General features: G+C 71.6%; 12 protein-coding genes. 9 read left to right on the top strand and 3 right to left on the bottom strand.

Features of this window, described 5'->3' with window-relative positions:
* The 5 genes from uidA (at position 1) to AB0K80_RS32310 (ending at position 6,022) form a co-directional block, all read left to right on the top strand.
* Positions 1-1,782, top strand: coding sequence for a beta-glucuronidase (gene uidA / locus AB0K80_RS32330; protein ID WP_365675849.1), 1,782 nt, complete (start codon positions 1-3; stop codon positions 1,780-1,782).
* Positions 1,779-3,185 carry a glycoside-pentoside-hexuronide (GPH):cation symporter gene (locus AB0K80_RS32325; protein ID WP_365675847.1) on the top strand — a complete coding sequence of 469 codons (1,407 nt, stop codon included), beginning with the start codon at positions 1,779-1,781 and terminating at the stop codon, positions 3,183-3,185. Before uidA ends, AB0K80_RS32325 begins: the two co-directional genes overlap by 4 nt.
* Positions 3,182-3,820 (top strand): NAD(P)-binding domain-containing protein, encoded by a 639-nt coding sequence (locus AB0K80_RS32320; RefSeq protein ID WP_365675845.1) that lies wholly within the window; start codon positions 3,182-3,184, stop codon positions 3,818-3,820. Before AB0K80_RS32325 ends, AB0K80_RS32320 begins: the two co-directional genes overlap by 4 nt.
* Positions 3,821-4,190: 370 nt before the next feature.
* The gene (locus AB0K80_RS32315; protein WP_365675844.1) at positions 4,191-4,730 is read left to right on the top strand and encodes a winged helix-turn-helix domain-containing protein; all 540 of its coding nucleotides are present in this window, start codon (positions 4,191-4,193) and stop codon (positions 4,728-4,730) included.
* A complete protein-coding gene (locus AB0K80_RS32310; RefSeq protein WP_365675842.1) occupies positions 4,727-6,022 on the top strand; it encodes an MFS transporter in 1,296 nt (431 codons plus the stop codon). Before AB0K80_RS32315 ends, AB0K80_RS32310 begins: the two co-directional genes overlap by 4 nt.
* Positions 6,023-6,596: 574 nt before the next feature.
* Here AB0K80_RS32310 and AB0K80_RS32305 read toward each other — a convergent pair.
* Positions 6,597-6,812, bottom strand: coding sequence for a hypothetical protein (locus AB0K80_RS32305; protein ID WP_365675840.1), 216 nt, complete (start codon positions 6,810-6,812; stop codon positions 6,597-6,599).
* Positions 6,813-6,931: 119 nt separating this feature from the next.
* Here AB0K80_RS32305 and AB0K80_RS32300 point away from each other — a divergent pair, with 119 nt between their 5' ends.
* The gene (locus AB0K80_RS32300) at positions 6,932-7,822 is read left to right on the top strand and encodes a hypothetical protein (protein WP_365675839.1); all 891 of its coding nucleotides are present in this window, start codon (positions 6,932-6,934) and stop codon (positions 7,820-7,822) included.
* On the opposite strand, the gene AB0K80_RS32295 is transcribed toward AB0K80_RS32300, so the two are convergent.
* Positions 7,794-8,588 carry a class I SAM-dependent methyltransferase gene (locus tag AB0K80_RS32295; protein WP_365675837.1) on the bottom strand — a complete coding sequence of 265 codons (795 nt, stop codon included), beginning with the start codon at positions 8,586-8,588 and terminating at the stop codon, positions 7,794-7,796. The genes AB0K80_RS32300 and AB0K80_RS32295 overlap by 29 nt on opposite strands.
* A gap of 284 nt (positions 8,589-8,872) precedes the next feature.
* Between AB0K80_RS32295 and AB0K80_RS32290 the strand changes: the two genes are divergently transcribed.
* The 3 genes from AB0K80_RS32290 (at position 8,873) to AB0K80_RS32280 (ending at position 12,466) form a co-directional block, all read left to right on the top strand.
* Positions 8,873-9,295: a DUF350 domain-containing protein gene (locus AB0K80_RS32290; RefSeq protein ID WP_365675835.1), complete on the top strand. Its 423-nt coding sequence runs from the start codon at positions 8,873-8,875 to the stop codon at positions 9,293-9,295.
* A gap of 361 nt (positions 9,296-9,656) precedes the next feature.
* Entirely contained in the window at positions 9,657-12,044 is a 2,388-nt protein-coding gene (locus AB0K80_RS32285) for an excinuclease ABC subunit UvrA (protein WP_365675834.1), read from the top strand.
* A gap of 266 nt (positions 12,045-12,310) precedes the next feature.
* Positions 12,311-12,466 carry a hypothetical protein gene (locus tag AB0K80_RS32280; protein WP_365675832.1) on the top strand — a complete coding sequence of 52 codons (156 nt, stop codon included), beginning with the start codon at positions 12,311-12,313 and terminating at the stop codon, positions 12,464-12,466.
* A gap of 82 nt (positions 12,467-12,548) precedes the next feature.
* Here AB0K80_RS32280 and AB0K80_RS32275 read toward each other — a convergent pair whose 3' ends face one another.
* Positions 12,549-13,007 carry a hypothetical protein gene (locus AB0K80_RS32275; RefSeq protein WP_365675830.1) on the bottom strand — a complete coding sequence of 153 codons (459 nt, stop codon included), beginning with the start codon at positions 13,005-13,007 and terminating at the stop codon, positions 12,549-12,551.
* Positions 13,008-13,065: the final 58 nt, after the last annotated feature.

The raw sequence follows: 13,065 nt of genomic DNA, 5'->3' as shown, positions 1-13,065 counted from the left end.
ATGCTCAGGCCACGCGAGACACCCACCCGCGAGCGCACCTCGCTCAACGGCCTGTGGCGGTTCGCCGTCGACACCGACGGTGCCGGCCGGGCTGACGGCTGGTGGCGCCGTCCCCTGCCCGGCAGGCGGGAGGCGCCCGTACCGGCCAGCTACAACGACCTGTTCCCGGACCCGGCCGTCCATGACCATGTGGGTGACGTCTGGTACCAGAGGGCGATCCGGATCCCGGCACGGTGGGAGGGGCAGCGGATCGTGCTGCGTCTGGACTCCGCGACCCACCGGGCGGTGGTCTGGGTCGACGACACCGAGGTCGCGGCACACGAGGGCGGCTACACGCCGTTCGAGGCGGACCTCACCGATGTGGTGACACCGGGCGCCGAGCACCGGGTGACGGTCGTGGTGGACAACAGGCTGTCGTGGCAGTCGATCCCGCCCGGCTACGTCGAGCAGACCCCCGACGGCCCGCGCCAGCGCTACTTCCACGACTTCTTCAACTACGCCGGCCTGCACCGCAGCGTCTGGCTCTACACGACACCCCGCACCCACATCGGCGACATCACCGTCGTCACCCGGCTCGACGGGGCGACCGGGACCATCGACTACCAGGTCCAAGCAGTCGGCAACGAGGAACAGGACGTCCGCGTCGTCCTCAAGGACGCCGACGGCGTCGAGGTCGCGCGGGCCGCCGGCGCCACCGGGAGGCTCACCGTCGAGGACGTGCACCCGTGGCGACCGGGAGAGGGATACCTCTACCACCTGCACGCCGAACTGCGAGGCGCCGGTGACGAACCGGGCGACGCGTACGCGCTGCCGGTGGGGGTGCGGACCGTGGCGGTCGAGGGCAGCCGGTTCCTCATCAACGGAGAGCCGTTCTACTTCACGGGATTCGGCAAGCACGAGGACAGCCCGGTCCGCGGCAAGGGCCACGACGACGCCTTCATGGTCCACGACTTCGCGCTGATGGAATGGCTCGGCGCGAACTCCTTCCGCACCTCGCACTACCCCTACGCGGAGGAGGTCCTCGAGTACGCGGACCGGCACGGCATCGTGGTCATCGGCGAAACCGCCGCGGTCGGACTCAACGCCGAACTCGGCGCCACGCTCGCCGAGGCGGTGTTCTCCACGTTCTCCGAACACACCATCAACACCGCCACGCAGGAGGTCCATCGCCGGGCGATCGGCGAGATGATCGCCCGGGACAAGAACCATCCCAGTGTGGTGCTGTGGAGCATCGCCAACGAGCCGGAGTCCACCACGACCGCCTCCCGCTCCTACTTCGAGCCGCTGGTCGACCACGCCCGGCGCCTGGATCCCTCCCGCCCGCTGGCCTTCGCCAACTTCATGAGCGCCACCCCGGACAACGACGTCATCTCCGGCCTGTTCGACGTCCTCATGCTCAACCGCTACTACGGCTGGTACAAGGACCTCGGCAACCTCGCGGCGGCCGAGCGGAACCTGGAAGACGAGCTCCGGGCCTGGACCCGCAAGCACGACAAGCCGATCATCATGACCGAATACGGCGCGGACACGCTCATGGGCCTGCGCACCCTCATGTCCACTCCGTGGACCGAGGACTACCAGGCCGACGTGCTCGCGATGTACCACCGCGTCTTCGACCGCGTCGAAGCGGTCGTCGGCGAGCAGATCTGGAACTTCGCCGACTTCGCCACCGCCCCGGGCCTGCTGCGGGTCGACGGCAACAAAAAGGGCGTGTTCACCCGCGACCGCAGACCCAAGACCAGCGCCTGGCAGCTGCGCGAACGCTGGCAGGCACGCCGATGACCACCCGGCCGGCCGACCAGGTCCCCAAGCTGCGCACCGTCCAGTACATCGGCTACGGCGCCGGAGACTTCGCCAACAACCTGGCCTTCTCCATGGCGTCGATGTTCCTGCTCCTGTACTACACCGACGTCGTCGGGATCTCCGCCACCACGGCGGGAACGCTCTTCCTGATCGTGCGGGCCTGGGACGGGATCGGCGACGTGATCGCCGGCCGCATCGTCGACCGCACCTCCACCCGTTGGGGCCGATACCGCCCCTACCTGCTGTTCGCCTCGGCTCCCCTGCTCCTGCTGCTCGTCGTGCTCTTCTCCGTACCGGGCGGACTGAGCCAGGGCAGCGCACTCGTGTACGCCTACCTCTCCTACGCGCTGTTCTCCTTCGCCTACGGCCTGGTCAACATCCCCTACGGCTCCCTGGCCACGGCCATGACCCAGGATCCCGACGAGCGTTCCCGCCTCTCCAGCGCCCGGGCCCTCGCCACCAACCTGGTCATCCTGCTGCTGGCCGTCGTCGTCTCACCGCAGATCGCCAACTCCGACGACCTCCAGCGGTCCCTGACGATCACCACCCTGGGGCTGGTGGTGATCGGCATGGCGCTGTACGCGTTCACCTTCTCCACCGCCAAGGAGCGGGTGCAGCGTGAGGTCGAGAAGGTCAGCCTGCGCCAGGCGTGGGACACCGTGAAGCAGAACAAGCCGCTGCTCCGGCTGGGCCTGTCCAGCATGCTGTTCCTGTGCGGCATGTTCGCCCTGGAGACCACCGCCATCTACTACGCCCGGTACGTACTCGACAACGCCGGCCTCTACATCGTCCTCGTCGCCGTGCAGGTCGTCGGCATGCTCCTGGCCACTCTGGTCATTCCCACCGCGGTGAGCCGGATCGGCAAACGGACCTCGTATCTCGCAGGCGGAACCATCACGGTGCTGGGCGGCGTCCTCACCGCCCTCGCACCCGGGTCCGTCCCCGCCATCGCCTTCGTCGGTTTCGGCATCCTCGGTATCGGGATCGGTGCCATCAACACCCTGATCTGGGCGCTGGTCGCCGACACCGTCGAGTACGGGGAATGGAAAACCGGCGTGCGCGCCGAAGGCGCCACCTACTCGGTCCTCTCCCTCAGCCGCAAATTCGGGCAGGCCATCGGGGCCGCCGCCGCGGCCTACATCATCGGCCTCGGTGGCTACGTATCCGGCGCCGCCACCCAGGGCGACAGCGCCGTCACGGCCATCAGAATCGCCGCCGGGGCCGTTCCGGCGCTGGTCACCATTCCCGCGATCGCCGTCATGGCGACCTACCCCCTGACCGAGAAGAAGTTCCGCCGCATCGTCGCCGACATCGCTCAGCGCCAGGCGGGATCCGACCCGGACAGTCGTACGCTCCGCCGAACCGGAAGGCAACAGTCGTGAAGATCAACATTGTGGGCCCCGGCAACATGGGCCGCGCCATCGCCACCCGTGCCCTAGCCGGCGGCCACGGCGTGTGCCTGGTCCACCCCGACGCCGACCCCGCACGGGCACTGGCCGAGGAGCTCAAGCAGCGGTTCCCCGACGGCGAGAGCGACTGGGCCGCCTCGGTGGAGGCGGCCGACGTCACCGTGCTCGCACTGTGGTACGACGCGGCATTGCGGGTCGCCGGATCAGCCGGGGCCGCACTGGCCGGGCAGGTCCTGGTGGACATCTGCAACCCCATCGACGCCTCGACCATGGACGGGCGCCTGACACCCCCGGACAGCTCGGCTGCCGAGGAGATCCAGCAGATCGTCGGCACGGACGTGAAGGTGGTCAAAGCGTTCAACACCACCTTCGCCGGTCCGCTGACGACAGGCGAGGGCCATGACTTCCCGCTCGACGTCCTGATCGCCGGAGACGACTCGGCCGCCAAGGACAAGATCGCGGAATTCGTCCGCTCCGGCGGGATGCGCCCGTTCGACGTCGGACCCCTGCGCAGAGCTCGGGAGCTGGAGGCGATGGGATTTCTGCACATCGCCATCCAGCAGCCCCTCGAGCTGAACTGGCAAAGCACGATCAAGATCCTGCCCTGACCGGATCGCTGCGACTGTCGTGGCCGGCAGACCGGGGCTGGCTGCCGTGCACGGCGTCGGCGTGTGCCCGGGCTGCGGGATCGCGCCGGGACCTGGTCACAAGCAGTGCCGCACCCAGAGCGATGACTCGTACCGACAGCAGATGTTCACCACTTCGGGAGGCACGACGGCCAGTGGTCGTTCGATTTCTGCCGAGGCATGTGAGGTACGGAAAGGGCCGCTGAGATTGATCTTGGTCTGATCTGCCACAGCTGCCGGGATCGGCAGCGGGTGAGGGCTTAGACAAAAGGCCTCGCGCCGGACAGCGGATTCTGAAGGTCCGCGCGAAATCCCCTTGCTCAATGGTCAAGAATCGTTGACCATTGCGGGCATGCCTACCGATGATCTTCCCGAGACGTTTCACGTCACCACGGACGAGCATCTGCGCGCCGTCTCCAATCTCACACGTCACCGGATCATGGCCGTGCTCCGCTTCGAGCCGGCGACGATCACGCAGATCGCCGAGCGGGTAGGCCTTGCGAAGGGGAGTTCCAGCTATCACGTGCGGCTGCTGGAGCGGGCCGGCCTGGTGAAGGTGGTGCGGACGCGGAAGGTGCGGGGTGTCACCGAGCGGTACTACGCGATGGCCGCGCGGTCGATCGTGCTGCCGGATCCGGGCGAGGGAGGGCCGGATGTGCTGATGCGGCATGCGGTGGCGGACCTGGAGGCGTCGCCGGTGGATGGCGAGCGGCACGTACGGATGGCGCATCTGCGGCTCACCGATGAGCAGTTCGCGGAGCTGGGGGCGCGGCTGCAGGCACTGGCGGACGAGTACCGGAAGCTGTCCGATCCGTCGCTGCCGGACGCGTCACTCGTCTTCGCACTCTTTCATCCGGCACCGCGCGAGCAGGCTGAGGGAGGCGCCAAGTGACCTCAGACGTCCGGAAGTTGCCGACCGGGTTCGGACGGCTGTGGACTGCGCAGACGGTGTCCTCGCTCGGTGACGGGGTGTCGCATGCCGCGCTGCCGCTTCTCGCGTTGACGTTGACGCGGGATCCGATGGCGCTCGCCGTCGTCACGGCCGCCGGGACGCTGCCGTGGCTGCTCTTCGGGGTGCTCGGCGGTGCGCTGGTGGACCGCTGGGACCGTCGGCGCACGATGTGGGTCATGGACGCGGCGCGCGCGGTGCTGCTCGCGATAGTGGCGGCGGCGGCCGCGCTCGACAGCTTGAGCATTCCGCTGCTCGCGGCCGTCGCCTTCCTGCTCGGCCTCGGCGGACTCTTCTTCGACACGGCCGCCACGGCCTATCTGCCGGATCTGCTATGCCGCGACCCTGCACTCTTGGAGCGAGCCAACTCTCGCCTGCGCGGTGCCCAGACCGTCATGTCCGGCTTCGCGGGGCCGCCTGCGGGAAGTGCGCTGCTCGCGCTCGGGCGAGCGGTTCCGCTGCTCGCCGACGGGGTGTCGTTCATGCTCTCCGCACTGCTCGTACGGTCGCTTCCCGCCATGCCCCGGCCGGTGCCGGAGGTCCGCGAGTCGCTGCTTCGGCAGGCGCGGGCCGGGGCCTCGTACGTCTTCCGGGACCGGTTGCTGCTCGGGCTCGCGCTCCGCCCGGCGGTCGGGAACGTCGCCTTCCTCGCTGTGGAGACCGTTCTGGCTCTCTTCGCGCACGAGCGTCTCGGCATCGACACCTACGGCTTCGGCCTGCTCCTCGCAGCGGAGGCCACCGGCGGTCTGCTCGGTGCAGGCGTCGCCTCCTGCCTCGGCCGACGATTCGGCACCGGCACAGCGCTGACCTGCACGGCCGCAGTCGAAGGGCTTGCCGTCCTGGGCCTTGCCGCTGCCTCGAACCCGTACGTGGCCGGTCTGGCGCTTGCCGTCTGCGGGGCCGGCATGGGCGCCACGATGGTGCTCGGGCCCTCCCTCCGGCAGGCGATCGTCCCGGCCCACTTCATGGGCCGGGTCGCCTCCACCTCCCGCATGCTGGCCATGTGCGCCGCCCCCATCGGGGCCTTCCTCGGCGGCTGGCTGGCCACCACCTACGACATCCGCACCCCGCTCTACGCCGCCGCCGTTCTCCTCCTGGCGATGACGGCCGTCACAGCATCCATGACCAACAACCGCCGAGTCGAAGCGGCGCTGCGTGCCGCCGACCCGTCCGGCGGTCCGGATCATCCGGCATCCAAGGATCCCGCCCAGAAGAGTGCACCTGACGCGTTGTGACCGCCTGCCGCGCCTTCCGAAGTGGTGAACATCTGCTGTCGGTTCTCGTGAACAGAGCCAAGCGGGCGGGCGGCGAGCCCGGTGAGCCGGTCCTTCCACGGCGCGGGCACGGCCGCCTCGGTCTGGGCGGCCGCCCGCTCGCGCAGCTGCTCCAGCCGCGTCGCCAGCAGGTACCGCGCGGTGCGCTCCCGGGCCGCGTCGGCGGTCTTCGTCGCCGCCGCGACGGCGTCCGCACCGGGCTGTGCTTGTACCAGCGGCGGTTCTGCTCGGTCTTGTACGCCCGCCGGGCCTCCGCCTCGGCTTCCTCGGTCCGTCCGACCCGTCCGAGGGCGCTGCTGCGGTACTCCGGCAGGGCCTGCTCCACGGCCTGGAGCGCGGTGAAGGCGAGCGCGGACGCCGCCAGGACCGGGTCCGCGTCCAGCGCGCCCGGCTCCATGAGCTCCAAAAGCTCTGCGCGGGCACGCTCGATGTCTGCCTTCAGGCAGCCACCAGGGGCAGGCGGTGCACCGCAGGCTCACCGGCGGCGGCCTGCTCGGTGTACCGCTGCGCCGTGCCGGGCGGGCGAGGCTCGCGCTCAGTGCTCCCACGCGTCGGGGCCGCCGCCCCGCCACTCGATCAGCGCCGAGTGCCGCACCCAGTCGTCGTCGACGTCGTCCAGTCCCGCCAGGCGCAGGAACTCGACGATGTCCAGCAGCCCGTACGCCAGCCCGACGAACCGGCCGTCGACGCGGACCCGCCGGCCGCCGTCCTCGGCGGGCGGGTAGATCACGATGGGGTGCGCACCGGCCATGGCATCAGCCTGCCGCCCGTGGGCAGGGGGCGCTCGCTGTGCTGCGCCGTCCGGCGCGCCCGCTCCGTCCCGGTCTGGGAAGATCGGTACGGGCCTGCTGTGCGTGAGGAGGGACGCTCGTGGCCACCGAGGACTTCGACACGGTCGCCGACGACCTGTACGCGCTGCGGCCGGAGGACTTCACGGCCGCCCGCAACGTCCGCGCGGCGGCCGCCCGCACGGCCGGGGACCGTGCTCTCGCCGAGCGGATCGGCGCTCTGCGCCGGCCCAGCCTGTCGGCCTGGGCCAGCAACCTGCTGGTGCGCGAGCAGCCCCGCGAGGCGCAGGCGCTGCTCCGCCTCGGGGAGGGACTGCGCCAGGCCCACCATGACCTGGACGGCGCGCAGCTGCGCGAGCTCAGCCGCCGGCAGCACGCCCTGATCACCGAGCTGTCGCGGCGGGCGCGGCAGCTGGCGGCCCGGTCCGGCCATCCGGTGGGCGACGAGGTCCAGCACGAGGTCGAGGCCACCCTGCACGCCGTCCTGGCCGATCCCGACGCTGCCCGGGAGTGGGCCGGCGGCCGCCTGGTCAGGCCGCTCAGCGCCGCCGTCGGCTTCCCCGCGGCAGCTCCTACGGCGGTGCCGTCCCGGGCGCCTGCCGCGCCGCCGCCGGACCGTGCCGCGCCCGCCGCCCGCCGCGACACCCGCGGCGAGGAGCGGCGGCGGCAGCTCGACCGGGCCCGGACGGCCGCGAAGGACGCCGAGCGGGAGCTGCGGGAGCGCGAGGACGAGGCCGCGGGCGCCCGGCGCGAGGCCGAGGAGGCGGCCGAGCGGGCCGGGCGGCTGCAGCGGCGCGCCGACGCGCTGGCCGAGGAACTGCGCGGGGTGAAGGACGAGCAGCAGCGGGCGCGGGCCGCCGAACGGGCGGCACAGCGCCAAGCCCGGGACGCCGGGCAGCGCGTCACGCAGGCCAGGCGCCGGGCCGAGGAGGCCGCCGCACAGGTCAGGCGCCTGACGGCGCGGGACAAGTGAGGGGCGGCTGCGGCTGCCGGCCGGGGGGCCGCGCCGGGAGCCGGTAGACCGACACGTGCGAGCGTGACTCGGCGGTGAACTCGGCACCGACCCAGTCCGCGTGCCTGGATTCCAGGGCGAATCCGGCGAGGCGCGCCATGAGGTCGAGTTCGGCCGGCCAGATGTAGCGGTGGGGGCTGCGGGCGAGCCGGGCGGAGCCGGTCCCGTCGAACCGGACGTGGTGCGAGACGACCTGCTGGTGCAGCACGTCGTAGGTGTCCAGGCCGATGTAGCCGGGTTCGCAGTGCCACACGGTGGCCGTCTGGCCCGGGGGCAGCTTGCGCAGCTCGGGAACCCACAGTTCGACCACGAACCGGCCGCCGGGCGCGAGGTGACGGGCCGCGTTGCGGAAGCACGCGACCTGCTCGTCCTGGGTGAGCAGGTTGGAGATCGTGTTGAAGACGAGGTAGACCAGACTGTAGGTGCCCGGGGCCACGGTGGTCGCCATGTCGCCGATGATCACGGGGATCGTCGCCTCGTCCGCCTTGGCGCGCAGCCGCTCCACCATCGGCCGCGACAACTCGATGCCGGTGACGGGCACACCCCGCTCGGCGAGCGGGACGGCGATCCGGCCGGTCCCGATGGCGAACTCCAACGCCGCTCCCCCGTCGGCGAGTTCGGCGAGGCGCTCCACGGTCGGCCCCACGACCTCGGGGGCGAACATGCCGGCGCCGGGTGTGTCGTACTCCCGGGCCGTCTCGGCGTTCCAGATGTCCTCCTGTCGCATTCCCCCCACGCTCGCGGCCGCACCGCGTCCTGTCCAACGGTTTTCCCGCGGCGAAGCCCGGGTGTGATGGCCGGTGTGATCGCTGCCGGGCCGTCGGCGTCGCCGGCCCCCGGCGACGCCCCGGAGCCGGTCAAGGCGCAACACGGCTGCGGGGCGGGCGAGTTGCGGGCCGGGCGGGGCCGGTGAGGGGCCCAACGGGTGCGCTACATTTTGCCTCGTCTTGACCACGATCGCGCGTGATCGAACCACGCGTGCTCCCTCACCCCCATGGAGCCGGCACCACCATGACCGACATCGTCAACGGACTGGGCCGGGCCACCGCCTACGGTGCCCTGGGCCTCGTTCTGCTCGTCCTCGGCATCGTCCTGGTCGACGTGCTCACCCCCGGAAAGCTCGGCCGGCAGATCTGGCAGGAGCGCAACCGCAACGCCGCCCTGGTGCTCAGCTCCGCGCTGCTCGGGATCGGCGGCATCGTGTTCACGTCGATCTGGACGACGTACGACGACTTCGGCAAAGGGCTGGCGTCCACCGCGGCGTTCGGGGTGCTGGGGCTGGTGATGATGGCGGTGGCGTTCCTGGTGGTGGATCTGATCACGCCGGGCCGGCTGGGGGCGACGCTGGTGGAGCCGGAGCCCCACCCGGCCGTGTGGGTGACGGCGTGCTGCAACCTCGCCGTGTCCGCCGTGATCTCGGCGTCGATCGCCTGACCCTCACCGGCCCGGGCGGGCCGGCAGGAAGAGGCAGAACGGGTGGCCCGCCGGGTCGTACAGGACGTCAGGCGTGGCGGGCCGGCACGGACGGGTGTAGTGCGGTCCGCGCGAGCCGAGGGGCGTCGGGGGCGTCGAGGGTCGTCGCGGACAACGTGCGGCGCGGTCGGGAATCCATGGCGTGCAGGTGCCCGGCTTCCTCACCGGGACACCGGTCCCCGGGGCTCCTTCCGCTCCGCCCGGACCGGTCAGGAATGAAGAAGCGGGGGCCGCCGGGCCGTGGCTAGTGTGGCCGTCGTGGGCATCGCCGGCCCGGTGCCGGAGCCGGGCCACGGGGCGTTCCAGCGACGAGGGAGAGACGATGAGCATGGCCACGACACCGGACACGTACGCGCCCGGCCCGCACGTTGCCGACAGCCACGACCTGATCCGTGTGCACGGCGCCCGCGAGAACAACCTCAAGGACGTCAGCATCGAGATCCCGAAGCGGCGGCTGACGGTGTTCACCGGTGTCTCCGGCTCGGGCAAGAGCTCGCTCGTCTTCGACACGATCGCCGCCGAGTCGCAGCGCCTGATCAACGAGACGTACAGCGCCTTCGTGCAGGGTTTCATGCCGACGCTGGCGCGGCCCGAGGTGGACGTCCTGGAGGGGCTGACCACCGCGATCATCGTCGACCAGCAGCGGATGGGGGGCGATCCGCGCTCCACGGTCGGCACCGCCACCGACGCCAACGCGATGCTGCGCATCCTCTTCAGCCGGCTCGGGCAGCCGCACATCGGCCCGCCCAGCGCGTACTCCTTCAACACCGCCTCGGTGCGGGCGAGCGGTGCGATCACCGTCGAGCGCGGCAACAAGAAGGCGGTGAAGGCGACGTACTCGCGCACCGGCGGGATGTGTCCGCGCTGCGAGGGCCGCGGCACGGTCACCGACCTCGACCTCACCCGGCTCTACGACGACTCCAAGTCGCTGAACGAGGGCGCGCTGACCATCCCCGGTTACAAGGCGGGCGGCTGGAACTACCGCCTGTACACGGAGTCGGGCCTGTTCGACCCCGACAAGCCCATCCGCGACTTCACCGAGAGGGAGCTGCACGCCTTCCTCCACCACGAGCCGACCCGGATGAAGATCGCGGGCATCAACATGACGTACGAGGGTCTGCTCCCGCGGATCCGGAAGTCGATGCTCGCCAAGGACCGCGAGGCGATGCAGCCGCACATCCGGGAGTTCGTGGACCGGGCGGTCACCTTCACCACCTGCCCCGAGTGCGACGGCACCCGGCTCAGCGAGGGCGCCCGGGCGTCGAAGATCAAGGGCATCAGCATCGCCGACGCGTGCGCGATGGAGATCCGCGACCTGGCCGAGTGGGTGCGCGGCCTGGCCGAGCCGTCGGTGGCGCCGCTGCTCACCGCGCTGCAGCAGACCCTCGACTCGTTCTCGGAGATCGGGCTCGGCTACCTGTCGCTGGACCGGCCCTCGGGCACGCTGTCGGGCGGCGAGGCGCAGCGCGTGAAGATGATCCGCCACCTGGGCTCCTCGCTCACCGACGTCACCTACGTCTTCGACGAGCCCACCGCCGGTCTGCACCCGCACGACATCCAGCGGATGAACGACCTGCTGCTGCGCCTGCGGGACAAGGGCAACACCGTCCTCGTCGTGGAGCACAAGCCGGAGGTCATCGCGATCGCCGACCACGTCGTCGACCTCGGCCCCGGCGCCGGTACGGCGGGCGGCACCGTCTGCTTCGAGGGCACCGTCGAGGGCCTGCGGGCCGGCGGCACCGTCACCGGCCGCCACCTCGACGACCGGGCCGCGCTGAAGGAGTCGGTGCGCAAGCCCACCGGCACGCTGGAGATCCGCGGCGCGACGACGCACAACCTGCGCGGCGTCGACGTCGACATCCCGCTCGGTGTGCTGTGCGTGGTCACCGGGGTGGCCGGCTCGGGCAAGAGCTCGCTCATCCACGGGTCGCTCCCCGCCGGGGCGGGTGTGGTGACGGTCGACCAGACGCCGATCCGCGGCTCGCGGCGCAGCAACCCGGCGACGTACACGGGACTGCTCGACCCGATCCGCAGCGCGTTCGCGAAGGCCAACGGGGTCAAGCCGGCGCTGTTCAGCGCCAACTCCGAGGGCGCCTGCCCGACCTGCAACGGCGCCGGCGTCCTCTACACGGACCTGGCGATGATGGCCGGGGTGGCCACCCCCTGCGAGGACTGCGAGGGCAGGCGGTTCCAGGCGTCGGTGCTGGAGTACCGGCTCGGCGGCCGGGACATCAGCGAGGTGCTGGCGATGCCGGTGACGGAGGCCGAGGAGTTCTTCGGCTCCGGCGAGGCGCGTACGACGGCGGCCCACCGGATCCTGCGGCGGATGGCGGACGTCGGCCTCGGGTACCTGGCCCTCGGCCAGCCGCTCACCACGCTGTCCGGCGGCGAGCGGCAGCGGCTGAAGCTGGCCACGCACATGGCCGACAAGGGCGGGGTGTACGTCCTGGACGAGCCGACCACCGGCCTGCACCTCGCCGACGTGGAGCAGCTGCTCGGCCTGCTCGACCGGCTCGTCGACTCCGGCAAGTCGGTCATCGTCATCGAGCACCACCAGGCGGTCATGGCGCACGCCGACTGGATCATCGACCTGGGCCCGGGCGCCGGTCACGACGGTGGCCGGATCGTCTTCGAGGGCACGCCCGCCGACCTGGTCGCCGCCCGCTCCACCCTCACCGGGGAGCACCTCGCGGCCTACGTCGGCGCCTGACCGGGCCGGCGGACACCCGCCCCGCAGCCGGGCGGCACCGTGGCAGCGCGCCGCCCAACGGGCCCCCACCCCATGTGTGTTCGCGCCGCAGGAAAAGAGCACCATCGTGACGCCGGTGTCCCGGTCGCGCCATGTGAACCGGGCCGCTCGCAAGGCTTCCGGTCGTCGGCCTGTGAGCTTTGCCGGGATGAGAGGGCTGAGCCGCCCGCAGGCGGGTAATCGGGTGCGTAGCGGGTCAAGTACGGGCATCCGAGGAAAGGAGCGTCATGCCAGGCATGCTGGAGCGCATCAAGCGGTTCGCCCGGAGTCCTCAGGGGCGGCGCACGATGGAACAGGCGCGGCGGCAGGCGGCCGATCCCCGGCGCCGGGCCCAGGCGCAGCGTCTCCTGGGCAGGTTCCGCGGCGGCCACGGCCACCGCTGATCCACGCGCGACACCACACGCGCGGCCCGGCCCACGACAGGGCCGGGCCGCGCCGTCGTGTCCGGCCGCGCGCACACCTGGTTCATGCCGCGCGAGCGCGCTGCGCGCGAGGACGCACCGGTCGCTCCTGGGCGGCCCCCGTACGGGTGGCGGCCGTGGCCGGTGTGCGGGCGGTGGTGGCGCGCGTACGGCCGGCGGCGGCCGGCGTACGGGTGGCGGCCCGGACGCGGTAGGTGGTCCTGGCCGGGTCGACGACGGGCTCGCCGAGCGTGATGCGGCCGGCGGCGTGCAGCGCGTCGCATTCCTCGGTGGGCAGGGCCACGTAGCAGCTCCCCCGGCCGGTACCGGGGTCGTAGGGCTGCCAGTAGCTGTACCTGCGGCGCCCGTCCGCGTGCACGGTGAGGAACACGGGGGTGCCGGGGTCGGAGACGATCCGCACGAGGTCGGCCCCCGTGGGGCTGAGCCGCCGGTGCGCGACCTGCTTGGAGCGCGCGGTCGGCAGGACGACGAGGGCCTGTGCCGGGCCGGGGACGGGCTGCATCAGTGATGGCCTTCCTTCACAGCGAGAACTGACGATCGCCTACCCAGCGCGGGCGATG

This window comes from Streptomyces sp. NPDC052682 (assembly GCF_040678435.1).
GTDB lineage: Bacteria > Actinomycetota > Actinomycetes > Streptomycetales > Streptomycetaceae > Streptomyces.
The sequence above is the reverse complement of the archived record's forward strand: the minus strand, read 5'-3'. Positions and strand labels throughout refer to the sequence as shown.

What these genes read in the sequence shown, in the direction of transcription:
- AB0K80_RS32275 (WP_365675830.1), bottom strand. Translation starts at nt 13,007, where the DNA reads ATGCAGCCCGTCCCCGGCCCGGCACAGGCCCTCGTCGTCCTGCCGACC.
- AB0K80_RS32285 (WP_365675834.1), top strand. Translation starts at nt 9,657, where the DNA reads ATGAGCATGGCCACGACACCGGACACGTACGCGCCCGGCCCGCACGTT.
- AB0K80_RS32280 (WP_365675832.1), top strand. Translation starts at nt 12,311, where the DNA reads ATGCCAGGCATGCTGGAGCGCATCAAGCGGTTCGCCCGGAGTCCTCAG.
- AB0K80_RS32325 (WP_365675847.1), top strand. Translation starts at nt 1,779, where the DNA reads ATGACCACCCGGCCGGCCGACCAGGTCCCCAAGCTGCGCACCGTCCAG.
- AB0K80_RS32315 (WP_365675844.1), top strand. Translation starts at nt 4,191, where the DNA reads ATGCCTACCGATGATCTTCCCGAGACGTTTCACGTCACCACGGACGAG.
- AB0K80_RS32290 (WP_365675835.1), top strand. Translation starts at nt 8,873, where the DNA reads ATGACCGACATCGTCAACGGACTGGGCCGGGCCACCGCCTACGGTGCC.
- AB0K80_RS32305 (WP_365675840.1), bottom strand. Translation starts at nt 6,812, where the DNA reads ATGGCCGGTGCGCACCCCATCGTGATCTACCCGCCCGCCGAGGACGGC.
- uidA (WP_365675849.1), top strand. Translation starts at nt 1, where the DNA reads ATGCTCAGGCCACGCGAGACACCCACCCGCGAGCGCACCTCGCTCAAC.
- AB0K80_RS32295 (WP_365675837.1), bottom strand. Translation starts at nt 8,588, where the DNA reads ATGCGACAGGAGGACATCTGGAACGCCGAGACGGCCCGGGAGTACGAC.